This window comes from Bradyrhizobium sp. 63_E2_N1_3, assembly GCF_052076005.1.
GTDB lineage: Bacteria > Pseudomonadota > Alphaproteobacteria > Rhizobiales > Xanthobacteraceae > Bradyrhizobium > Bradyrhizobium barranii.
In genome coordinates this window covers 6,084,790-6,104,792 of the sequence record NZ_CP197235.1, presented here as the reverse complement: position 1 = coordinate 6,104,792, position 20,003 = coordinate 6,084,790, and the positions used below count along the sequence as shown (strand labels likewise).

Annotated in this window: 22 protein-coding genes; 16 read left to right on the top strand and 6 right to left on the bottom strand. The window is 61.1% G+C overall.

Going from position 1 to position 20,003, the window contains the following annotated elements; translation table 11 throughout:
• Positions 1-677 precede the first annotated feature (677 nt).
• Complete coding sequence (locus AB7531_RS29380) at positions 678-1,070, bottom strand: hypothetical protein (protein WP_063984238.1); 393 nt, start codon at positions 1,068-1,070, stop codon at positions 678-680.
• Between the two features lie 272 nt (positions 1,071-1,342).
• Between AB7531_RS29380 and AB7531_RS29375 the strand changes: the two genes are divergently transcribed.
• The 10 genes from AB7531_RS29375 (at position 1,343) to AB7531_RS29330 (ending at position 7,517) form a co-directional block, all read left to right on the top strand.
• Positions 1,343-1,558, top strand: coding sequence for a dodecin family protein (locus tag AB7531_RS29375; RefSeq protein ID WP_063986511.1), 216 nt, complete (start codon positions 1,343-1,345; stop codon positions 1,556-1,558).
• A 144-nt stretch (positions 1,559-1,702) separates the two neighbouring features.
• Complete coding sequence (locus tag AB7531_RS29370) at positions 1,703-2,008, top strand: hypothetical protein (RefSeq protein ID WP_063984237.1); 306 nt, start codon at positions 1,703-1,705, stop codon at positions 2,006-2,008.
• Positions 2,009-2,160: 152 nt separating this feature from the next.
• Positions 2,161-2,340 carry a hypothetical protein gene (locus AB7531_RS29365; RefSeq protein ID WP_063984236.1) on the top strand — a complete coding sequence of 60 codons (180 nt, stop codon included), beginning with the start codon at positions 2,161-2,163 and terminating at the stop codon, positions 2,338-2,340.
• Positions 2,341-2,491: 151 nt separating this feature from the next.
• The gene (locus tag AB7531_RS29360; RefSeq protein WP_063984235.1) at positions 2,492-3,133 is read left to right on the top strand and encodes a glutathione S-transferase family protein; all 642 of its coding nucleotides are present in this window, start codon (positions 2,492-2,494) and stop codon (positions 3,131-3,133) included.
• An 82-nt stretch (positions 3,134-3,215) separates the two neighbouring features.
• Positions 3,216-3,545 carry a GcrA family cell cycle regulator gene (locus AB7531_RS29355; RefSeq protein ID WP_084795217.1) on the top strand — a complete coding sequence of 110 codons (330 nt, stop codon included), beginning with the start codon at positions 3,216-3,218 and terminating at the stop codon, positions 3,543-3,545.
• Between the two features lie 325 nt (positions 3,546-3,870).
• Positions 3,871-4,305 (top strand): bleomycin resistance protein, encoded by a 435-nt coding sequence (locus AB7531_RS29350; RefSeq protein WP_063986510.1) that lies wholly within the window; start codon positions 3,871-3,873, stop codon positions 4,303-4,305.
• Between the two features lie 317 nt (positions 4,306-4,622).
• On the top strand, positions 4,623-5,054 hold the full coding sequence (gene tnpA, locus AB7531_RS29345; RefSeq protein WP_063980519.1) for an IS66-like element accessory protein TnpA: 432 nt from the start codon (positions 4,623-4,625) through the stop codon (positions 5,052-5,054).
• Positions 5,051-5,407 carry an IS66 family insertion sequence element accessory protein TnpB gene (tnpB, locus tag AB7531_RS29340; RefSeq protein ID WP_063980520.1) on the top strand — a complete coding sequence of 119 codons (357 nt, stop codon included), beginning with the start codon at positions 5,051-5,053 and terminating at the stop codon, positions 5,405-5,407. Before tnpA ends, tnpB begins: the two co-directional genes overlap by 4 nt.
• A gap of 122 nt (positions 5,408-5,529) precedes the next feature.
• Positions 5,530-7,008, top strand: a complete 1,479-nt coding sequence (gene tnpC / locus AB7531_RS29335) for an IS66 family transposase (protein WP_063986009.1) — start codon at positions 5,530-5,532, stop codon at positions 7,006-7,008.
• A 95-nt stretch (positions 7,009-7,103) separates the two neighbouring features.
• Positions 7,104-7,517 carry a hypothetical protein gene (locus tag AB7531_RS29330; protein WP_245328455.1) on the top strand — a complete coding sequence of 138 codons (414 nt, stop codon included), beginning with the start codon at positions 7,104-7,106 and terminating at the stop codon, positions 7,515-7,517.
• 404 nt (positions 7,518-7,921) lie between these two features.
• On the opposite strand, the gene AB7531_RS29325 is transcribed toward AB7531_RS29330, so the two are convergent.
• From AB7531_RS29325 to AB7531_RS29315, 3 genes are all read right to left on the bottom strand, one after another.
• Positions 7,922-8,488, bottom strand: a complete 567-nt coding sequence (locus tag AB7531_RS29325) for a hypothetical protein (protein WP_063984233.1) — start codon at positions 8,486-8,488, stop codon at positions 7,922-7,924.
• 27 nt (positions 8,489-8,515) lie between these two features.
• Positions 8,516-8,884: a hypothetical protein gene (locus tag AB7531_RS29320; RefSeq protein ID WP_231144526.1), complete on the bottom strand. Its 369-nt coding sequence runs from the start codon at positions 8,882-8,884 to the stop codon at positions 8,516-8,518.
• 165 nt (positions 8,885-9,049) lie between these two features.
• Positions 9,050-10,021 carry an alpha/beta hydrolase family protein gene (locus tag AB7531_RS29315; protein WP_063984231.1) on the bottom strand — a complete coding sequence of 324 codons (972 nt, stop codon included), beginning with the start codon at positions 10,019-10,021 and terminating at the stop codon, positions 9,050-9,052.
• 120 nt (positions 10,022-10,141) lie between these two features.
• Between AB7531_RS29315 and AB7531_RS29310 the strand changes: the two genes are divergently transcribed.
• From AB7531_RS29310 to AB7531_RS29295, 4 genes are all read left to right on the top strand, one after another.
• Positions 10,142-10,951: a LytTR family DNA-binding domain-containing protein gene (locus AB7531_RS29310; protein WP_063984230.1), complete on the top strand. Its 810-nt coding sequence runs from the start codon at positions 10,142-10,144 to the stop codon at positions 10,949-10,951.
• Between the two features lie 180 nt (positions 10,952-11,131).
• A complete protein-coding gene (locus AB7531_RS29305; RefSeq protein ID WP_231144527.1) occupies positions 11,132-12,091 on the top strand; it encodes a helix-turn-helix domain-containing protein in 960 nt (319 codons plus the stop codon).
• A 137-nt stretch (positions 12,092-12,228) separates the two neighbouring features.
• Positions 12,229-12,942, top strand: coding sequence for an SDR family NAD(P)-dependent oxidoreductase (locus AB7531_RS29300; RefSeq protein ID WP_063984228.1), 714 nt, complete (start codon positions 12,229-12,231; stop codon positions 12,940-12,942).
• A gap of 10 nt (positions 12,943-12,952) precedes the next feature.
• Positions 12,953-14,032 (top strand): NAD(P)H-dependent flavin oxidoreductase, encoded by a 1,080-nt coding sequence (locus AB7531_RS29295; RefSeq protein WP_063984227.1) that lies wholly within the window; start codon positions 12,953-12,955, stop codon positions 14,030-14,032.
• Positions 14,033-14,232: 200 nt separating this feature from the next.
• On the opposite strand, the gene AB7531_RS29290 is transcribed toward AB7531_RS29295, so the two are convergent.
• A complete protein-coding gene (locus AB7531_RS29290) occupies positions 14,233-14,655 on the bottom strand; it encodes a DUF805 domain-containing protein (protein ID WP_231144529.1) in 423 nt (140 codons plus the stop codon).
• Between the two features lie 245 nt (positions 14,656-14,900).
• On the opposite strand from AB7531_RS29290, the gene AB7531_RS29285 reads away from it, so the two are divergent.
• A complete protein-coding gene (locus AB7531_RS29285) occupies positions 14,901-15,659 on the top strand; it encodes a ThuA domain-containing protein (RefSeq protein ID WP_231144530.1) in 759 nt (252 codons plus the stop codon).
• A gap of 162 nt (positions 15,660-15,821) precedes the next feature.
• Here the strand turns inward: AB7531_RS29285 and AB7531_RS29280 are convergent, their stop codons facing one another.
• The gene (locus AB7531_RS29280) at positions 15,822-16,709 is read right to left on the bottom strand and encodes a haloalkane dehalogenase (protein ID WP_063984225.1); all 888 of its coding nucleotides are present in this window, start codon (positions 16,707-16,709) and stop codon (positions 15,822-15,824) included.
• Between the two features lie 317 nt (positions 16,710-17,026).
• Here AB7531_RS29280 and AB7531_RS29275 point away from each other — a divergent pair, with 317 nt between their 5' ends.
• A complete protein-coding gene (locus tag AB7531_RS29275; protein ID WP_063984224.1) occupies positions 17,027-19,894 on the top strand; it encodes an ATP-binding protein in 2,868 nt (955 codons plus the stop codon).
• Positions 19,895-20,003 lie beyond the last annotated feature (109 nt).

Below are 20,003 nucleotides of genomic sequence, written 5' to 3'. Positions count from 1 at the left end.
CATGCCTCCAGGGAGGGACCGACCATGACTACGATAGCGAAACCATTTGCTCTCGTCGCCCTGGTTGCGACCATGAGTGTCGGAGCACTTGCGCTCAGCATCGCCTCTGCCTCAGCGCAATCGCCTGCAGCATACAAGAACTACTGCATCACCAGGATCAAGTGTAACAACGGCTTTCTATGGAAGTGCAACCGTTGTGACGGCCGCTATTCATGGCGGCAGGGGTGCCGTCCCACCTTTAAGGCGTGCTGACACTGACGTAGTTCGTAGGATGGGTAGAGCGAAGCGAAACCCATCAAACCTGATCCTCGCAACGGCATCGAGCTAAAGAATGACACGGGCGCTGCATCGGCGTGCCGGGGGCGATGGGTTTCGCAAGAGCTCTACCCATCCTACATCTTGGCGCAAGCGACGCCGGTTTCGGCACGGCCTCTATTCGACACGATGGGGCGCGATTCCGAGTCTTGCCATCGCCTCCCGCTCAGCGCCACGCGAGCCCTTAGGATTGCAGCCGTCACCAACAGAGGCATAGCGACCGTGGTCACCGAGCGGGTTTGCCGGCATCGACGGTTGACGTCCGCTTTGGGGCAGATGCTGACAACAGCCGCGGCCCGCCTTGTCGGCGATGAGCCCATTTGCAGATTTTCGGCGTCGTGGGCGATGGCGATCCCTGCAAACTATGGGGACGGCAAATCGAGGCCGTTGGGTAGCCTGATCCAAAGAACGGTTTGCTCGTCTGGGGAATGACGAGACAGATGGCCCTTTCCGTGTGTGTCCTCCACCAACACGAACTCGCCCGCAGAGACGTGCCGCACCTCGCCGTCGCTCGTCTCGTATTCGACCGCGCCAGTCAGTCTCACAGTCAATACCCGCGCGGGAACGGTGTGCCAATCGACCTGTCGCATACCGGCAGGAATTTGAGTAACCTCCATGCTTGACGCGGGATAGCGCTGGGACACCTGAAACGGCTTGGCACCGGGAGCAACGGTCAGCTTTGCCGTCATGGGGATTTCCACCTCACCGAAGTGAGATTCACCGTCCGGGGTTGCGTATATCCGAAGACACTTCATCGGCTGTCACCTTTTGGCTCGCCAGCAAGAACAAGACCACCCTACCATGACCGCGGCGAGGGTGATCACGGCTCTGATGGGATGGTCCGCTACGGGCGACGGCCTGCTTCGGGCCAAAAACCGCCATCCCCGCCAAATGCGGTTTGTCCTTATCGGGCCCCCGGGCGGCGTCCGGGACCGTATCGCGTCGTATCAGCGCCGACATCCTGATGCTAGATTTCACAACGGTGGGGAGCACCTGCTTCCTGCTTCAGACCGAACAGGAGGACGATATGCCTGATAGCGTCTACAAGGTCATTGAACTGATCGGTACCAGCAGTGACTCATGGGAGAAGGCGGCCGCCAATGCGGTCGGGCAAGCTGCAAAAACTCTCCGGGATCTTCGCATTGCAGAGGTCGTCAAGCTCGATATGCAACTGGATGAGAAGGGAAACGTCGAGTCCTATCGCGCCAAGCTCAACGTCTCGTTCAAGTTCGAGGGGTCCTGAGCCTCGGCACCTCGCCCCCGCTTGCGGGGCGAGGTTGGCTCGCTGGAGAAAGGCGCGCGGCCATTCGGGAAGCAGCGCCCTGGTCCGACCGGGAGCCGGTATGCTTTGATGCGTGGGACGGGAACTGCAACGCGTGGTGGCCTCATGTACATCGTCATTCGCAAGTACACCAGGGTTCGTTCGGTCGCGGACGCTGCCCGCCGCGCCAAGAGCGGCGTCGGTCAGATCCTGAAGCAATCGCACGGATTCAGATCTTACTACGTGCTGGATGGGGGCGACGGCGTTGGTGTCGCCGTGATGATATTCGAGGACCGCGAAAGCGCCAATGCAGCGAACGCCAGGATAATGGAGTTTATTCAAGCAAGTCTGCACGACCTCGATCTTGGGGATCCCGAAATCACTGCCGGCGAAGTGTTGGTAAATATAGAACCTGATGCGTCCTCGGCATGAAGTACTCGTAAACGCCGCCAGTTGTGTGGGGTGCCGGCCCCTGCCGCTGCCGTCGATCTGGTCGCCGTCGCGCAGGAGCGATCGCGCCCTGGACATCCGGATGTCGTCGGTCAGGAATATTCGACTGCTCATGCTTTTCGAGGAGTAACAACATGAGGCAACACGATTTCGAAGCATTTTTCATCACGGCGACCGTCTGGACGCCGCTCGTAGCTATGGGCACCGCGATGCCGCCCCGAGATCCTGATGAAGACGAGGAGGACGAAGAGGGCGACGAAGAGGAGGATGAAGCCGACGAACCGGCAGTCGTACGCGAGCCGGATGAAGACTAGGCCGTGAACCCATAAAGTAGGGAGGACCGGCGCTGCATGATGCCGTGTATTCGACGAACCTTGTGCATATCGTGTCGGAGCGATAGCAGCAGGTGTGGAAATCTCGCTCCTGCGAATTAAGGCACTTAAGCCAACGTAAGGACGCTCAAGTATGCTCACTGTCTATGGCGAAGGTCGTGGGTTCCGTGTCGTTTGGCTGCTCGAGGAATTGGGGGTGGCTTATCGGCTGCGCCCGGTCGATCTGTTCGCTGTCGAGAATGATCCCGATTTTCTTGCGATCAACCCCGCCGGCTTTATCCCGGCGCTGCAGGACGGCGAGATGATCATGGTCGAGTCGATCGCGATCCTCGAATACCTGCTCGCCCGCCACGGCCCGAGCCCGCTCGCCGTCGCCCCGGATGATCCGGCCTTCGCCGCCTATCTGCAATTCCTCCATTTGGGAGAGGCCGGGCTCGCTGGACCAATGAACGCCGTCATCGTCGGTCGCGCATTCGCCCCCGCAGCAGAGCGAAACGCCCGGGTCACAATCTGGGCACTGGAGACCTTTCATAGCCGGCTGGGATTGGTCATCCAGCGTCTCGCAAATCGTCCATTTCTCGCCGGAGACCGCTTCACTGCTGCTGACATTTCAGTGAGCTACGCTCTCCTGCTTGGTCTGCGAACCAGCAACTATACCCCGGGTTCAGTCGAGCGTGCCTATCTCGCCCGCACGACGGCACGCCCCGCCTACGCCCGGGCGATGGAAATCTGCCAAGCCACCAAGGCTTGGGCGGAGCGATCACCGGCGTTGTAGAGCCAAGTCGTGAATCCATAGAAGGGATTCCCACGAGCGGCTTGGACTAGCCAGTGTCGGCCAGTCCGCGCTATAATCTCTTATGGGCTGGGATGCGAAAGACGTAGCGCTGCTCAAAAGGCTCTGGTCCGCAGGACAGAGCGCGGCACAGATTGCGCGCCGTCTCGGGTGTAGCCGTAACGCGGTCTGCGGGATGTTAACCCGTTCGGGCTTGAAGCGTGGCCACAAGCCGCCAACAGCAAGACCCAAGATAAGGCCGCCCCCGAAGCCAAGGCCGGCGTCGTCGGCCGCCCTGGTACGTCGAGTAGAAAAGAAGGTGTCGCGGAGCACCGCAGAGAAACAGCAGCCCAAGGAATTCAGCAAGCAGCAGCTGTACGCCATTCTAGCTGAGGCGGTCAGGAACACTGGCTAAGCGCTAACCACGACGGGCGTTACGCTCCGCGTCCGTGCCCTGGTCCAGCTCGAACGGCTCGGCTGTCGTGACCATTCCCCAAGCCTAGGTCTGCTTCGGGTCAATCGCGTCGGTTTGGTTCTCCCGAGACGACTTCCGGTCAGCCCCAGTGAGCGAACATCTTTAGTACCCCTCGCCAGGTCTCAAACGGGCCAAAAGCAGACATCGCCTCGACAGCCGCTTGTCTATCAGACAGTCCCAACACGGGAAGATATGTTAGAATTGCCCATCATCAGAATTGGGTCGATCTTTTGCGAGCACGACACGAGTGAGGATGTTGCAGGCTATGGCTGTGTCAGAAGACAGATTACCGACTGGCGGTTTTGCTCACTTGGTCCCTGAAATGGATGTGTTCGACCTCAAACAGAGCACGACCTTTTGGTGCGACCTCCTTGGTTTCCGTATCGCCTATCAGCGGCCTGAAAGTCGATTTGTGTACCTGGAGTTTCAGGGTGCGCAGGTCATGCTCAGACAGCACAGCGGCCATTGGCAAACTGGTGCTTTAGAACGACCACTGGGGCGCGGTATCAACTTCCAAATCTTTGTCGGCTCCGTCGCGCCACTTCTCGATGCTTTGGAAAAGGCACAATGGCCGCTCTTCGGGGAATGTCACGATGCTTGGTATCGGATCGCCGGTGAGGAGCGAGGCAACAGGCAGTTTTTGGTGCAGGACCCCGACGGCTACCTTCTGCGTTTCGCGCAAGACTTGGGAAAAAGATAGCTTTTCGACCCACCAATCCCACTTGGAGATTGTCCGCTAAGGGTCAAAAGCAGCAGTGGGCGCCAAGCTGTATCGGCGTCCGGTTTGCCCCTGACAGCCGACATGACACGCGCTCAATTGACCTTCGGCTGAGGGCCATAAGCGAGCGCGGCAAAACATGCCAGCGCATGCTCCGGCAAATGCTATTGGTCCATGCCTGGGCGGGGTTAACGCTGCGCCGGCGAGCCAGAAAGGTAAGCGTCGTTCCGCTCCCACCTTTTCGGGGCAGATGGGATAGGCGAGTTTCACGATCTCTTTGAAGGGATCGGTTTGTGTCTATGTTTGACCATACGCTTAAGTCGGATGTAACGGCGCGCCGGCTGGAAGTGATCACGGAGACGGGACGACGTCGTTGGTTCTCCAAGGACGACAAGGCCCGGATTGTCGAGGAGACGCTGGTACCAGGCGCGGTCGTTTCCGAGATTGCCCGGCGACACGGGCTGACCCCACAACAAGTGTTCACTTGGCGCCGGCAAGCGCGCCGGCAGCCGGCGCCGATGGCTAACGATCCGCAGTTTGTACCTGCGGTGGTAGACGCCATGGCGCCGGTCGCGGTTGCGGGCCGTGAGCGCAAGACAGCGCGACGGAAGGCCAAGCCGGATGTTGGGGGCATCGAGATCGAAGCCGAAGGCGTCACTATCCGGGTCGGCCAAGGCGCGGACGTGGCGATGATTGCGGCCATCGTCCATGCGTTGAAGGCAAGCCGGTGATCGGCCCGTCCGGCACTGTCCGGGTGATGGTGGCAACCAAGCCAGTCGACTTCCGCAAGGGAATGGAAGGGCTTGCTATGTTGGTACGCGAGCACATGAAGGCCGATCCGTTCTCGGGTGCTGTTTATGTCTTCCGTGCCAAGCGCGCGGACCGGATCAAGCTGATCTTCTGGGATGGTACGGGTTTGTGCCTGTTCGCCAAGCGGCTCGAGGAAGGCGTCTTCCGCTGGCCGAAGATCGAGGATGGCGTGATGCGTTTGTCAGCGGCAGAATTGTCGGCGCTGCTCGAAGGGCTCGATTGGCGGCGTGTCCACGCGGCACGGGAGACGGTCGTCCCGACGCAAGCCGGATAATTGTGGGCCGCGCTGCGGCGAAGTGAATCAGAGGCATCGAGTACGTCGTCAGGCGGGCGCGAATATGCTCTGATTTGCCCGTGAGCGATAACCTTCCTGATGATCCCGAGACGCTGAAGGCGATGCTGCTTGCCGAGCGGCACGAGAGCGAGCGGCTGCGCCAGATCATCAAGGAATTGCAGCGTCATCGCTTTGGCCGGAGGGCGGAGTCGCTTCCTGAGGAACAGATGCTGCTGGGCCTCGAGGACGTCGAGCAGGTCGCGGCCTCTGCCGAGGCCGGTCAGGACGAGACCGCCCCGGAAGGTCGGGCGGAACGGGCGCGCAAGCGCCGCGTCAACCGCGGGGCACTGCCGGCGCATCTGCCGCGGATCGAGGTCGTCGTCGACATCGACGACAAGACCTGCCCCTGCTGCCAGGGCGAACTGCATCGGATCGGTGAAGACAAGAGCGAGCGGCTGGACATGGTGCCGGCGCAGTTCCGCGTTGTCGTTACCCGGCGTCCCAAATACGCCTGTCGTGCCTGCGAGGATGGTGTCGTGCAGGCCGAGGCTCCGGCCCGGCTGATCGAGGGCGGCCTGCCGACCGAGGCCACGGTCGCCCAGGTTCTGGTGTCCAAATATGCCGATCATCTGCCGCTCTACCGGCAGGCCCAGATCTATGCCCGCCAGGGCATCGCTCTCGATCGATCGACGCTGGCGGACTGGGTTGGGCATGCCGCCTTCCACCTGCGCTCGCTGCATGAGCGCCTTCTCACGATGCTTCGAGCGAGGTCCAAGCTGTTCGCCGACGAGACGACGGTGCCGGTGCTCGATCCCGGTCGAGGGCGCACCAAGACCGGCCAGCTCTGGGCCTATGCCGCCGACGACAGGCCCTGGGGCGGCCTCGATCCGCCCGGCATCGCCTATGTCTATGCACCCGACCGCAAGGCCGAGCGGTTGTTCAGCCATCTTGCCGGCTACAAGGGCGTCCTGCAGGTCGATGGCTACACCGCCTATCCAAAGCTTGCCGAGCGCGGCGAGGTCGAGCTCGCCTTCTGCTGGGTGCACATGCGGCGCAACTTCTACGAACTCGCGACGGCGGGCCCCGCGCCGATCGCAAGCGAGGCGCTGAAGCACATTGCCGCATTCTACGCGATCGAGAAGGAGATCCGCGGCCGCAGCCCGGAGGAGCGCCGTCTCGTGCGTCAGCAGAAAAGCCGACCGCTGGCCGATGCCTTCGAGGCTTGGCTACGCGCCAAGCTGGCTCTCATCAGCCAGAAGATCAAGCTCGCCGCCGCCATCCGCTACGCTCTCTCGCGCTGGCAGGGGCTGACGCGCTTCATCGATGACGGTCGCATCGAGCTCGACAACAATACGGTCGAACGATCGATCCGCGGCATCAAGCTCAGTCGCAAGAACGCGCTGTTTGCCGGATCCGACGGTGGTGCCGAACACTGGGCGGTCGTCGCGTCCCTGGTCGAGACCTGCAAGCTCAACGACGTCGATCCGCTTGCCTATCTCACCGACGTCCTGACCAGGATCGTCAGTGGTCATCCGAACCGCGACATCGACCAGCTATTGCCTTGGGCCTACCGCACTCAGTTCCTCAAAGCCGTGGCCTGATAACGACGCTTACCCAGAAAGTCCTTGACGCAACAGAACACCACGGATTTGGATCGGTCGGAAGACCTTGATTGGACGATGGACGGAGCCGACCCGTGGGATTTTTGCTGAGAATTATGCTCGTAACCGCTCTCGTGAACCTTGCTCCAGCCGTCGCCCAGGCGCCGAAGAAAGCCGTCGCTTCTCCTGCCTTGCAGAAGGAATTCGATGGCTTCATCGAGAAGTTTCGCGCGGCGCTGAGGACAAACGATTCCGCCGCCGTCGCCGGTATGACACGATTGCCGTTCATGAACGACAGCGCAATTCGCGACGCCGCGCAATTTCGCGCCAAGACCTATCCGACCTCGTTCACGCCGAAAAATCGCGCGTGTGTCCAGCGCGGCAAGGCCGTCTACGATCGCGATCAAGAGAACAATGACAATTACTTCGTCTTCTGCGGCGAGCTCATCTTCGTCTTTACCAAGACGCCGGCGGGGTTCCTTTTTACGGACGTCGGCGCGAATGACTGATCAGGCAACAATGCTATCCACTGCCGTCGGACGTATGATCGGTCGCGTCGCTCAGCGACATATTGGATGCAGCAACCTAGGCGATGGGCCGACTCATCAACGGAAAGACTCGCCGCGAGCAGAACGAGTCGGCTCAGCCCCCCATTAACGGACATGCATACGGACAGCGGCGACTTCGCCTTCGGGTCACACCCGGAAGAACTCGGGCTGAGCATATCAAGTCTGCTTCACCCCCAAGGAGCGGACATCTAGCGGACATGCCGGGTCGACCGCTTGGGGCCACAAGCGGACCATCTGACCCAAATTACGAACAGAAGAAGAGCCCAGCTGTGGTGGGCTGGGCTCTCGTTCAGCGATTGATGGCCGCCTCAACAACCATCTTTACGGCGACATCGGGTTCAGGATCATTTGATTTCCCAGGACGTGTTGTGCGGGATGTCCATCGCAAAATAATCGCCAGAGCCAGCCAGCGCAGGCATAGCTATGCACGCAAATGGTTCGCTTCCGGTGATGCCCTTATACTTACCGGTGCCGCCGGTGATGATATGCGTTCCACAATCCATCTTCGGCTGGGCCTTGTCGAGGTCTCGAGTATCGAAGGTCGAGAAAATCTTGTCGCCGTCGCTGTCGGCGAGCACGCAAGCGCCGTCAATGTATTTCTTGTCTCCGGACGCGACGTTCAGCGCCACGCAGCGTGCTGACATCTTGTCCAGCATCTTCTCTCCCTTCATGTTTTGAGTGGTGCCGACCGCCTCCAGCGTAGTGGCCTTGCCGAGTTCGGCGGTGTCAATGCTCATCAAGGGCCGAAAAATAAAGTGCGTCACATAAGGAGTAGTCCCCTTCTTTTCAATCGGCTCTCCCGCGACAGCCGCGGGGGCAAAGGACACGAGCGCAGCAGCAAAAGCCGTTGCTTTGGTGAGTCTCATCGCTGCGGTGACTGTGGGGACTATGCGCACGTTGATGGAGTTCATGAGTGCCTCCTTAGATCAAGCGGCGGTTCAGGTCTCCGCCGTGAACTGCCGCGAGTTGAAATCGACCTGCGTATGCTTTCTCCTGTCAAATCGAGTTTGCACGCCGGCGCCGAGCGTCAACGTGATCATGCTTTCTTGATGCTTCGCCTTGGACTGACGAAGTATGTGGGGATGGTGGCTCCAATCATCGGTTTTGACCTCAATACAAGGCTCGACCGAACGACCTGGAATATTGGCATAATAGCATGGAACGCGGCGAACGTCAGCGTCATGCCCGGAATACGCAGCGCGCACCGTCAGCTGTCCTGACCGAATGCGCTGTGAAAAATGCAATTCTCCTGTTGTTCGGATGAAGCACGGGGCACATGGGTGCAGTGACCCTGTGCCGCTCTTCATGCTTTGCGTCGTTCCGCTTGCAACTCAGGAGGTGAGCATTGAGTCACGTCGATTTCCACAGCCACCAATATCCGTAATGTCCGCTTCGGGTCATGAGGGGACGTTCGCTCTGAGCGCGGGAATGTCAACTAACGGCCAGGAACGGACATCCCACTTCAAAACCTGCTACTGCAGCGTCCGCTTGAAGAAGGCGACGATGTCGTGGTCGAAGCGCTCATGAAACGCAGCGCGGTCGAAGCCCGGCTTGCTTGTGCAGATTGCCGGCATGCGGGTTGCCAGGTCCGCAGAGCACGGCTTCAGAAAGTCGTAGTGCCCGGCGTCAGCCACGACGTGCGTCTCGGGTGGCGTCGGCAACGCGAGCCGAACGGCTTCCGCATAATAGGGGTGTGGTAGCACTTGATCATCCTCGGCCCGCCAGAGCTGCACCGGCTGGAGCACCGCCGCCAGACCGTTGGTCCCGAAGGTAAAACCGAGAGCGGGCGCGGCGGAGACCACCGCCTTGAGTCGCGGATCGTGGGTCCAGACGATATCGGTATCCGGCAGCAACGGGTGCTCTTCCATGATCTGACAGTCTTCGAAGGCGGGATGCGCCTTGCAGTGGCTCGGAAGGGTCCGAAGGTCCGGCTCGCCGCCGGCGGCCGCTAGCACCGTCAAGCCGCCAGCCGAGAAGCCGAACGCGCCAACGCGATTGGCATCGAGGCGCCCGTGGTCGCCCCATGCGCCCAGCATGTAGTCCGTGAGCAGCTTCAATTGCCGTGGCCGTTCCCAGATTGCGGTCGGACGGCTTTGGTCGCGCCAGCTATCGCCATTATGCGTAAGAGCGGCGACGACGAATCCTGCATTGGCCAGGGCCGTGGCGGTGTCGAGGTGCCCGGCATAGGAGCCTCCGTGACCGTGCGATATGACCACCAGCGGAAGACCGGTGCCCTCAAGCGGCGCGTCGCGGGCGACCATCTGTTGATCGGTCTCGACCGCCTCCAGCTTCGGGGGCATCGTGGTCGGATACCAGACGCCCACCTCGATAGGTGGGCCTTGCGGATCGTCGATGCTGAAATGCCGGAACCCGACCGCGGCGTCGGCCTGGCCGGCGGTGACTGCGATGAGTACGGCGAAAAAATATGCAATCGTGTAGCGCATGGGAACCTCTCGGCGAGTGGGACGCCAAGGATCCAGCAAACGGCACAGGCCTGCGCCAGCAATTGTTCGCCAACGGGCAAATGGGTTCGCCGGCGGGCAAACCGCCACTATAATGGCCTTATGAGCGAAGCGCGCCGGAGTGACTTTCTGCGGGATTGGGCCGTTGACCTCGCGATCGCGAGCGTCTGCGCCATCTTTTTCGGCCTGATCGGACCGTTTGGTAGCTATCTGAACGGACCGACCTGGCAGCGCGTGGTGTTTCAACTCGCCTGCTTCTTACCCGGAATCCTCCTTTTCGGATCGCTCATCCGGGTGGTGCTGCGGCTCCGCCTGAACCCGGCGATGACCTGGATGTCGATCTTCCTCGGCGTCGTCATCCTGAACGCGCCATTCCAGATCTGGGTCGTGTCGATCGCCGTATCGATATGGCCCTTCCTGAAAATCTTACGACCACTCGATTGGTACTTGCAGGGGCTGATCACCGCCTTGCCGATTGTGCTCGGTTTCACCCTTCTTATGCAGGCCCGGTTACATCGCCGGCAACAGGCCAAGGAAGCCGGCGAAGCGCCGCCAACCGCTTTCGGGCTACTCGGTGCGCCACCTTCCGCGGTGCTTTGCCTGCAGATGGAGGACCACTACGTACGCGTCCATACCGCCGGCAACTCTCGCCTTGTACTGGCAACGCTTAACCAGGCAATGATGGCGCTCGAAAATGCCGATGGCCTGCAGGTACATCGCTCCTGGTGGGTCGCGAGGAAGGCGGTCGTGCGGGCCGTTACCGAGGGTCGCAATCTGCGACTGCAGCTCGTCAATGGAATCACGGCCCCGGTCGCCCGGTCAGCCGTCGCCATCGTGCGGGAGGCGGGCTGGTTGACGAACGAGAGCTCGACGGGGGGCCGCAGCACTGAAACAGAAATATTGCCCCTATGACGGAGGCCATGTCCGTTGTGGGTCAAAAGCTGGCGGTCGGCAGCAGCGTGGCAACGTCGGTTGGGGGCCAATAACGGAAGTGAGCGGCTACACTGCCTGATCGCAGATGCGTGATAGGGCGGGGGCGAGAGTTGCGGTCAGCCACGAGTCCGACCACATTAACGCCGTCGAGCCCGCAGCATGTCCAAAGGTGACGCCGGCGTGGATTTATTTGGCCGAAATCAGGAATTGACATCTCGGCCGACGCCGTCAGGCGAACGCAGCTCCAATAAATACGGCGTCGCCGGGCTGCTGGCCTCATCCGCCACGCGAGGTTGGTCAAATCTCACGGCAGAGCTTCGCAGCCACCGCGGTACGGTTGCCTGGAATAACCCCCAGCCTGATGCCGAGATCTGCGTTGATGTGCGCGGTAGTCGGTCCGTTGTCACGCGTCGGCTGGACGGGGCCATCGACTCGACCATCTCCGAACGTGGAACCATCTGGTTTCGTCCGGCCGGCGTGCAGCAAGGCCTGATCGACATGTCCGAGCCGGTGCCCGCGATTTTGCATCTTTACCTACCGACCGGTTTGTTCTTGTCGCATGATCTGGGTGAAGGGTTCGACGCGACGGCGATCGATTCACTCCGCCACAAGGGCGGCTTCCGCGATCCACTGCTTGCCGAGATGGCCTTTGCCATCATGCTCGAACTGGAACACGAGACGTCCGCGGGCAGGCTGCTCGCCGAAACCCTGGCATTGAGTCTGGTGGCAAGATTGATCCAGAATCATGCTGCGCCGCGGTCCGGCCTGGTCATGCCGGCCGCAGGGGAAGGGCTCGACCGACGCAGATTGGCGCGGGTGCTCGACTATATCGAAGCCAATTTGGAGGGCGATCTGACGGTAGCGCGGCTGGCCTCGGTTGCCTGCCTGAGCGAGTTTTATTTCGCGCGCGCGTTCAAGGCCGCCATCGGCAAATCGCCGCATCGGCATGTCAGTGCAAGGCGCCTCGAACGCGCCAAGGATCTGCTCTGCGATGCGGACCGGGCCTTGGTCGATATCGCCCTCGGGCTCAGGTTTTCGTGCCAGGCCAATTTCACCCGCGCATTCCGGCGAGCCACGGGCCAGACACCGGCGCAATATCGGCGAAACCGGCTGGCTTGACTTTGTTACCGATGTAACGATCTGCATCCACCGACGGCAGGAAATGACAATAGCTGAGCAGGCGATGCAAAGCGGCATTGCCTCGATCAGGGTAACTGTTCGCCCATCCATGCACTTTGCGTGAAGGAGAAGCGAATATGACGTCCGAACGGAAGGTTGCCATCATCACCGGAGCATCGCGCGGCATTGGCGCAGGATTGCTCGAGGCCTACCGGGATATCGGCTATCACGTCGTTGCCAGTTCTCGTTCGATCGGCAGGAGCGACGATCCGTCGATGCCCGCGGTCGATGGCGATATCGCCAGCGCAAAGACGGCCGATCGCATCGTGGAACTGGCCATCGAGCGCTTCGGACGGATCGATACGCTCGTCAACAATGCCGGCCTGTTCATTGCGAAGCCCTTTACCGAGTATTCTGAGGCCGACTTCGCCAAGATGGTCGGGGTCAATCTCGCGGGCTTTTTCAATCTGACGCAGCGGGTGGCGGCGAGGATGCTGCTCGCGGGCTCGGGTCACATCGTCAATATCACGGCCACGATCGCCGAGCAGCCGATGGCGTCCCTGGCGGCGGCGCTCGCGGCGCTAACCAAAGGCGGTCTCAACGCGATCACCCGCTCGCTCGCGATCGAGTACGCAAGCCGGAATATCCGCGTGAATGCCATATCGCCTGGTGCGATCGCGACCCCTATGCATGCGCCGGAGGCGCATGGCTTCCTAGCAAGCTTGCAGCCGATGGGCCGCATGGGCGAGATACAGGAGGTCGTCGACGCCGTGATGTATCTTGAGCGAGCGGCTTTCGTCACCGGCGAGATCATGCATGTCGATGGCGGCGCGTCCGCCGGCCACTGGTAGGAGGCGTGCGATGTGGTCTAACCGACGTCTTGTTGAATTGTTCAAGATCGAGCATCCGATTGTGCTGGCACCGATGGCCGGATTGGGCACGGTAGACCTTGCAGCCGCGGTCTCGAATGCCGGCGGCATGGGCTCGATCGGCTGCGCTGTCTTGACGCCTGAACTCATTGCAAAGACCGTTGCCGAGCTACGGCGACTGACGAAGAAACCAATCAATCTCAACTTCTTCTGCCACGATGCGGCAAAGGCGGACGCCGCTCGCGAGCGTGCCTGGCATGAGAAGCTTTCGTCGTATTATCGCGAACTGGGCATCGCCCCCGCAACGGCTGCACCGCGCCTCGATCTCGCTCCGTTCGGCGATGCCGCGTCCGCCGTAGTCGAACAGGTCCGGCCGGAGGTGGTAAGCTTTCATTTCGGTTTGCCCGAGCCCGGATTGGTCGATCGGGTCAAGGCAGCCGGCTGCAAGGTGATCTCATCGGCGACGACAGTCGACGAAGCATGCTGGCTCGAAAAGCATGGTGCCGATGCGATCATCGCTCAGGGGTACGAAGCCGGAGGACATCGAGGCTCATTCCTCGATTCTAACAGCGAGCGCGCGATCGCCTCACAGGCCGGCACGTTCGCCCTTGTGCCACAAGTCGCTGACGCCGTCAGCGTGCCCGTGATCGCAGCCGGCGGGATCGGGGATGGGCGAGGGATCGCAGCGGCGTTCGCACTCGGGGCCGCCGGCGTGCAGGTTGGAACCGCCTTTCTGCTTTGTGCCGAGTCGGCAACGCCCCCGCTCCATCGCGAGGCCCTGCGAAACGCGCGGTTGAACCGGACTGTCGTGACCAACGTGTTCTCCGGGCGACCCGCGAGGGTTCTGGTCAATCGCCTTGCCGCCGAGATCGGTCCCTGGTCGGACGCGGCGCCGGACTTTCCGCTGCCCATGGGCGAACTGTCGCCGCTGCGTGCTGCGGCTGAGCAGAATGGAAGCTCCGATTTCACGCCACTCTGGTCAGGTCAGGCGGCGGCGCTTGCCCGCGAGATACCCGCCAAAATGTTGATGGACGTCCTCGTGCGGGAAGCCACCAAGTCTGGAGGCAGCTGATGTCCGGCCTGGGATACCAACCAAAGTCCGAATTGGGTCGAAGTCCGGCGTGGTTCGCTGCGGATCGGCGCGCCGGGTTTACCCTGCGAAGCTGACCTGTCGTTGAGGAGCGCTGTCGGCAGGGATGGGCCATCGGCAGACATTGCGGCTGACTTTCGCGCCACCGTTCAAACGCCCGGCCGGTCTGCTTTGGGGGCGCGCTAGACGCGCGTGCGCGGTAGCGAGGTCGAGCCGAACCGATTGTCGCCAGGCCGTCCGGGAAATGCACTCAGGATTGCCGCCAATAAAAGATAAGGAAGCCAATACGGAATGCTGAGCACGTCGACGAGGAGAGGAATTGCGAGGATTGTGAGCGCCCACCAACCCGAGATGTTGAAGTCATGTAGTCGCTTCACAAAGATTGCAGCGAGCGGCCAGAGCGAGATAAAGAGGACAGCCGGGACGATGGGCCAGTCGAGCGGAGGGTTGACGCTATAGTATTGGGGTCCTGAATCAGTGAGCTTCCTCGCGATGCGCACGACGAGCATGTCGACTAGCACAAGTCCCAAAAGTCCCAATCGAAATTCCTGCGGACCGATGCGGCCTTTCATGGATAAAAAATACCAAATGAAAGCTGAATGCATGCGCCTCCGAGATCATCCTGTCCGATAGCTGTAGTGCAACGCTTAAGCAGCATAGGCTATTCAGCCCAACACTATCCGAATAGATAACCTAAAATTGTGCGCACGGGCGGACAATCGCCGACGGTCACAATAGGATCAGGCCAGCAGCGTCGCATAGGACGCGAGAGGGCGATGCCCCCCGGTCGGCGCTGGGCTGATCTGTGCTAGGCTTCTTCAACACATGGTTGGTTTTGGCGGAGGCGATTGTGAGGCGACGTGAGTTCATCGCGCTCCTCGGCGGCGCGGCGGCAATCCGACCACTCGGCGCGCATGCGGAGCGTCCGCGAGAGCGCATCCTCTATTTCACATACTCCGCCGGCTACCGGCATGATGTCATACCGCTTTCTAAGGTTATCCTGACCCAGCTCGGAAGCCATTCGGGTGTTTTTGAAGTCACTGCAACGGAAGACACGTCTGAATTTTCTACCGAAAACCTCGAGCGCTACGCAGCGGTGATGTTCTATACGTCAGGAGAACTTCCGATGAGCGACGCGCAAAAGAGAGCTCTTCTCAACTTTGTGCGCTCGGGCCGCGGGTTCCTCGGCGTTCATTCGGCGACGGACACATTCTACACTTGGCCGGACTATCTCGATCTGGTCGGCGGCTACTTTAATGGTCATCCTTGGCATCAGGCCGTGAAGATCGAGGTGGTTGATCCCGGCGATCCCCTGGTGGCTTTTCTCGGGAATTCGGTGCAAGTCGAGGACGAGATCTACCAAATCGGCGACTTCGACTATCGTGGTTCACGCGTGCTCCTGCGCCTCGACCCAAGCTCGGTGGACCTTGGCAAGACCGGCGTACATCAACGATTCTATGGCTGGCCTCTCACCTGGACCCGATTCTATGGCGAGGGACGAGTATTTTACTCGGCGCTAGGCCACGAGCCGTCAGTTTGGCGGGACGCCCGCTACCAGCGAATTCTCACGAACGCTATCCTGTGGTCTATGCGGAGGTCGCCCTGGTAGACGCCGCGGCACTTCGCATTTGCGCCACCGCCGGATTCGTTGGCTGGTGTCCATGCCTGAGGTTCGGACCGTCTTGGTCTGCGACTTCCGCTCCGGGTCAAAATGCGAAGAACTCAGAGTGAGCCTTGATGATCCTGATATCGCAGCCCTGCATGGCCGCCGTCAGCCCAACGCCTCCATCCAGCCGGCGACGGCCCGTCCGATCTCGTCCGGCGAATCTTCCTGAACAAAATGGAGTCCCGAGATCGTCACCTCGGTCTGTGCCGGGAGGCTGCGGGCCAAATCGAGAACCGGGCCATGGGCGAGGATCCCACCGGGCTCCGCCCTCAGGAACAACTTGGGTATATGGCTCGTCTTAAGCCAGTCAGCGTAGGCGGTCACGATCGCAGTCACGTCGGCGGGCTCGCCCTCGATGGGGATTTGCCTTGGCCACGTCAGCGTCGGACGCCGGCCCTCGCCGGGCTCGGCGAAGGGCCGTCGGTACTCCGCCATATCTTCGTCGGACATTTTGCGAAGGATGGCTCCCGGCAGGATCTTCTCGATGAAGAAATTGTCTCGCAAGACCATTTCCTCGCCTTGCTCGGAACGCAGCCCTTGCAAGGCGTGACGCATTTCGAACTTGTCCCAGTGGTCCCAGTATTGTGGCCCCATGATCGCCTCCATGTACGCGATACCCTTCACGGCCTCGCGGTGGCGGTTGGCCCAGTCGAAGCCGAGCGCCGAACCCCAGTCATGGATGACGAGGGTGACCCGTTCGCGCACGTCCAGGGACTCGAGCAGGGCGTCGAGATAGCGGCGGTGCTCGACGAAGCGATACGAGTTGGGACCGCTGTCAGGCAGCTTGTCGGAATCGCCCATGCCGATCAGGTCGGGGGCGATGCAGCGACCCAGCGGCTTCAGGTGCGGCAACACATTGCGCCAGAGATACGACGAAGTGGGATTGCCGTGCAGCAGTACGATGGGGTCGCCCTTTCCCACCTCGACATACGCCATCTCGCGGCCGAGGACCCGCCGCCGCTGCTTCTTGTAGGGAAATGCCGCAGAGATCATGTTCGCTCTCCCGTTTACATTTGGGCGCAGCGACACCGCGAAGCCTGCGCAACAGCGCGCCGCTGGGTTAGAGAGTGATCTTACTCGGGCCCTGCATCAATCGCTTGCCCGCCATTGATGCTGTTTTGCTAATCTTGCTCAGAAGATCACCCAAGCAGATACTGGGTATCAAGCCATTGATATGCCGCGCGTTAAGCGGATAGTTCGACGGCCCTTGCCCACTGCCCAGATCAACGTTTAAGCTGATTTCCTGGAGCGGTTCCCTGATCTGATGCTGAGATTTTCTTAGGATTACTCAACCGACGGGGCAGGCCGTGATGGCCGAGCAAGGCCTACGAGCCGTCTATGAGTCGAACGGGTGGGAGATCGATCTTACCCAGCGTGAGCTGCGGTCCCGAGGTGTTTCCGTTCCGATCGGGAACCGCGCATTCGAGATTCTGGAGATTTTGGTTCAGTCGGGCGGCGAGCTTGTCACCAAGCGCGATCTTATAGATCGGGTGTGGCCGGTTGCGACGGTCGAAGAAAACACGCTCCAGATTCATATATCCGCCATTCGCAAGGCGCTCGGCGCAGATCGCGAGTTGTTGAAGACGGTGTCCGGCCGCGGCTATCACCTGCGCGGCATCTGGACCATGCGGCCAGCAACCGGACCGGGACATCCACTCTACCTAAAGGAAAGTGCGTCGGCGCAGCCATTAGCGTCGACCAACCTGCCGCAGCCGGTTTCAGCGTTGATCGGCCGCACCGCCGAGGTCGAGGAAATCTCGAAGCTTGTCCGTGCCGGCCGGCTCGTCACCCTGACCGGGGCGGGGGGCATCGGCAAGACACGGCTCGCGCTCGCGGTCGCCCGTGAACTGCTGCCGCATTTTCCAGAGGGGGTGTGGCTGGCCGAGTTCTCGCCGCTCGCGGATCCCAGTCTGGTTCCCATAGCGCTCGCTGCCGCGATCGGACTCAAGTTCGGCGGCGGTGAAATTTCGACGCAGCGCGTGGCGCTGGCACTGGCAGCGCGGCGCTTGTTGGTGGTGTTGGACACCTGCGAGCATGTGATCGACGCCGCGGCGAGGATGGCTGAGGGCGTGCTGCGAGCCGGATCCTCGGCTCAGATCATCGCAACCAGCCGCGAGCCGCTCCGGGCCGAGGGGGAGCAGGTCTACTGGGTGCAGCCGCTCTCGATTCCGACGGAGGGCGCGGACGATCTCCTGGAATACGGCGCCGTCAGACTATTCATCGAACGTGCACGAGCAACCGAGGCAGGGGCGGTTCTGGATGGCTATCAGGCAAAGACGATCGCGGCGATCTGCCGGCGTCTTGATGGCATACCGCTCGCGATTGAAATGGCGGCGGCACGTGTCACGGCACTCGGTGTCGAAGAACTCGCCGCTCACCTTGACGATCGCTTTCAGCTGCTGACCGGAGGGCGGACGGCGCTGCCGCGGCACCAAACTCTGCGGGCGACCTTCGATTGGAGCTACGAGCTACTGACTGAGCCTGAGTTGGTGCTCCTCCGCCGGCTCGCGGTCTTCGCCGGCGCCATCGACCTGGAGGCGATCTGCGCGGTGGTAACGGGCGCCGGGATCGCTTTGCCGGACGTGGTCGATGGAATTTCCAGCCTGGTTTCGAAGTCGCTGGTTGTGGCGGAAATCGATGCCACCACGGCGCGCTACCGCTTATTGGATACGACCCATACGTATGCCCTCGAAAAGCTCGGCGAGAGCGGGGAACGGGAACGGCTCGCACGTCGCCATGCCGAATATTACCGGGACTTGTTCGAGCGGGCTGAAGCGGAGCTGGAGATGCGCCCCACGGTCGACTGGATGGGCGACTATGGACGGCACATCGACAACCTGCGCGCGGCGCTGGGTTGGGCCTTTTCACCCAGCGGTGACGTGCAGATTGGCGCGGGGCTGACCGCGGCCGCAGTGCCCCTATGCGTCCATTCGTCGTTGCTGGAGGAATGCCGCGGCCGCGTGGAGCGGGCGATCGGCGCCCTTGGGGCTGCCGTCAATGGCGACGCGCGCCTCGAGATGAAGCTGTATACCGCGCTCGGCACGACCCTGATATTTGTCACCGACGCGAAAATTCCCGCGCTCGGCGAAGCCTGGACGAAGGCGCTGGAGCTTGCAGAGAGGCTTGACGATGTCGAGCACCAATTGCGGTCGCTGCTAGGCCTGTGGTTCTTTCACCGGGTCGCCGGCCGCCTTCGCGCCTCCTTGACCGCCGCGCAACGATTCAGCGCTCTTGCGGCAAGCCGGTCAAATTCCAACGATCGGCTGATCGGAGAGCGATTGATCGGCATCTCGCAGCAATGCCTCGGCGATCAAGCGAGCGCGAGGTATCACCTCGAACGCATGCTCGCGCACTATGTTCCTCCAGTCCAAAAGTCGCGGATCAGCCGTTTCCGGAGCAACCAGCGGGTGACCGCCGGCGCCTTTCTGGGCCGGACCCTATGGCTGCAGGGATTTCCGGATCGCGCAATGCACGTCACCGAAACATACCTGCATGAGGCATCTGCCAGCAGACACGTCAACTCGGTGTGCTACATCGTCGCCAACGCAGCATGCCCGATCGCGCTGTGGAGCGGCGATATGGATGTCGCAGACCATTACGTGACAAGGCTGATCGACCTTTCGACCAGGCATTCGCTGATGCGCTATGTTGCCTTTGCCCGCAGCCATCAAGGACTGCTAGCGATCAAGCGCGGAGATACCGCCGGCGGATTGCCGCTGCTGCGGTCAGGCATCGACGAACTCGGCGACGAAGTCAACGCATCGCATCGCTATTTCCTGTTCGTTGGTGAGATGGCGGAAGGCTTGGGGCGCGTCGGGCAAGTGGGCGAAGGACTTTCGGTGGTACACGATGCGATCGCGCGCGCAGAGGAGAGCGAAGAACGCTTGAGTATCGCCGAGCTGCTGCGCATCAAGGGCGAACTGCTGCTGTTGCAAGGTGCGCCCGGCGCTGCGGCAACGGCCGAGGATCAGTTTTTCCGGGCGATGAAGTGGGCGAGCCTGCAGGGCGCTCTGTCCTGGGAACTACGCGCCGCCACAAGCTTGGGACAGTTGTTTCGCGATCAGGACCGACCGGCCGAAGCGAAGGCGCTGCTACAACCGATTTACGACCGGTTTACCGAAGGTCTCAACACCGCCGACCTTAAGCGAGCAAAAGGTCTCTTGCGTGATCTCGGTTAAGTCAATCTCCGTTCTTAGCGAGGCTCTGATGTTTGGGGGAATTTTTGCTTGCTCAATTGAGGAGGCAAGTACCTCAGCTTCCCGGGCGCTGTACTGGTCTCGCTGGTAG

Excerpts from the sequence above, each read along its gene's own strand:
- AB7531_RS29310 (WP_063984230.1), top strand. The coding sequence starts at position 10,142 with ATGAGCGAAGCGCGCCGGAGTGACTTTCTGCGGGATTGGGCCGTTGAC.
- AB7531_RS29350 (WP_063986510.1), top strand. The coding sequence starts at position 3,871 with ATGGCTGTGTCAGAAGACAGATTACCGACTGGCGGTTTTGCTCACTTG.
- AB7531_RS29360 (WP_063984235.1), top strand. The coding sequence starts at position 2,492 with ATGCTCACTGTCTATGGCGAAGGTCGTGGGTTCCGTGTCGTTTGGCTG.
- AB7531_RS29365 (WP_063984236.1), top strand. The coding sequence starts at position 2,161 with ATGAGGCAACACGATTTCGAAGCATTTTTCATCACGGCGACCGTCTGG.
- AB7531_RS29315 (WP_063984231.1), bottom strand. The coding sequence starts at position 10,021 with ATGCGCTACACGATTGCATATTTTTTCGCCGTACTCATCGCAGTCACC.
- AB7531_RS29280 (WP_063984225.1), bottom strand. The coding sequence starts at position 16,709 with ATGATCTCTGCGGCATTTCCCTACAAGAAGCAGCGGCGGCGGGTCCTC.
- AB7531_RS29375 (WP_063986511.1), top strand. The coding sequence starts at position 1,343 with ATGCCTGATAGCGTCTACAAGGTCATTGAACTGATCGGTACCAGCAGT.
- AB7531_RS29355 (WP_084795217.1), top strand. The coding sequence starts at position 3,216 with ATGGGCTGGGATGCGAAAGACGTAGCGCTGCTCAAAAGGCTCTGGTCC.
- AB7531_RS29275 (WP_063984224.1), top strand. The coding sequence starts at position 17,027 with ATGGCCGAGCAAGGCCTACGAGCCGTCTATGAGTCGAACGGGTGGGAG.
- AB7531_RS29370 (WP_063984237.1), top strand. The coding sequence starts at position 1,703 with ATGTACATCGTCATTCGCAAGTACACCAGGGTTCGTTCGGTCGCGGAC.
- AB7531_RS29300 (WP_063984228.1), top strand. The coding sequence starts at position 12,229 with ATGACGTCCGAACGGAAGGTTGCCATCATCACCGGAGCATCGCGCGGC.
- AB7531_RS29305 (WP_231144527.1), top strand. The coding sequence starts at position 11,132 with ATGTCCAAAGGTGACGCCGGCGTGGATTTATTTGGCCGAAATCAGGAA.
- AB7531_RS29290 (WP_231144529.1), bottom strand. The coding sequence starts at position 14,655 with ATGCATTCAGCTTTCATTTGGTATTTTTTATCCATGAAAGGCCGCATC.
- tnpA (WP_063980519.1), top strand. The coding sequence starts at position 4,623 with ATGTTTGACCATACGCTTAAGTCGGATGTAACGGCGCGCCGGCTGGAA.
- AB7531_RS29295 (WP_063984227.1), top strand. The coding sequence starts at position 12,953 with ATGTGGTCTAACCGACGTCTTGTTGAATTGTTCAAGATCGAGCATCCG.
- AB7531_RS29380 (WP_063984238.1), bottom strand. The coding sequence starts at position 1,070 with ATGAAGTGTCTTCGGATATACGCAACCCCGGACGGTGAATCTCACTTC.
- AB7531_RS29325 (WP_063984233.1), bottom strand. The coding sequence starts at position 8,488 with ATGAACTCCATCAACGTGCGCATAGTCCCCACAGTCACCGCAGCGATG.
- tnpC (WP_063986009.1), top strand. The coding sequence starts at position 5,530 with ATGCTGCTTGCCGAGCGGCACGAGAGCGAGCGGCTGCGCCAGATCATC.
- AB7531_RS29320 (WP_231144526.1), bottom strand. The coding sequence starts at position 8,884 with ATGAAGAGCGGCACAGGGTCACTGCACCCATGTGCCCCGTGCTTCATC.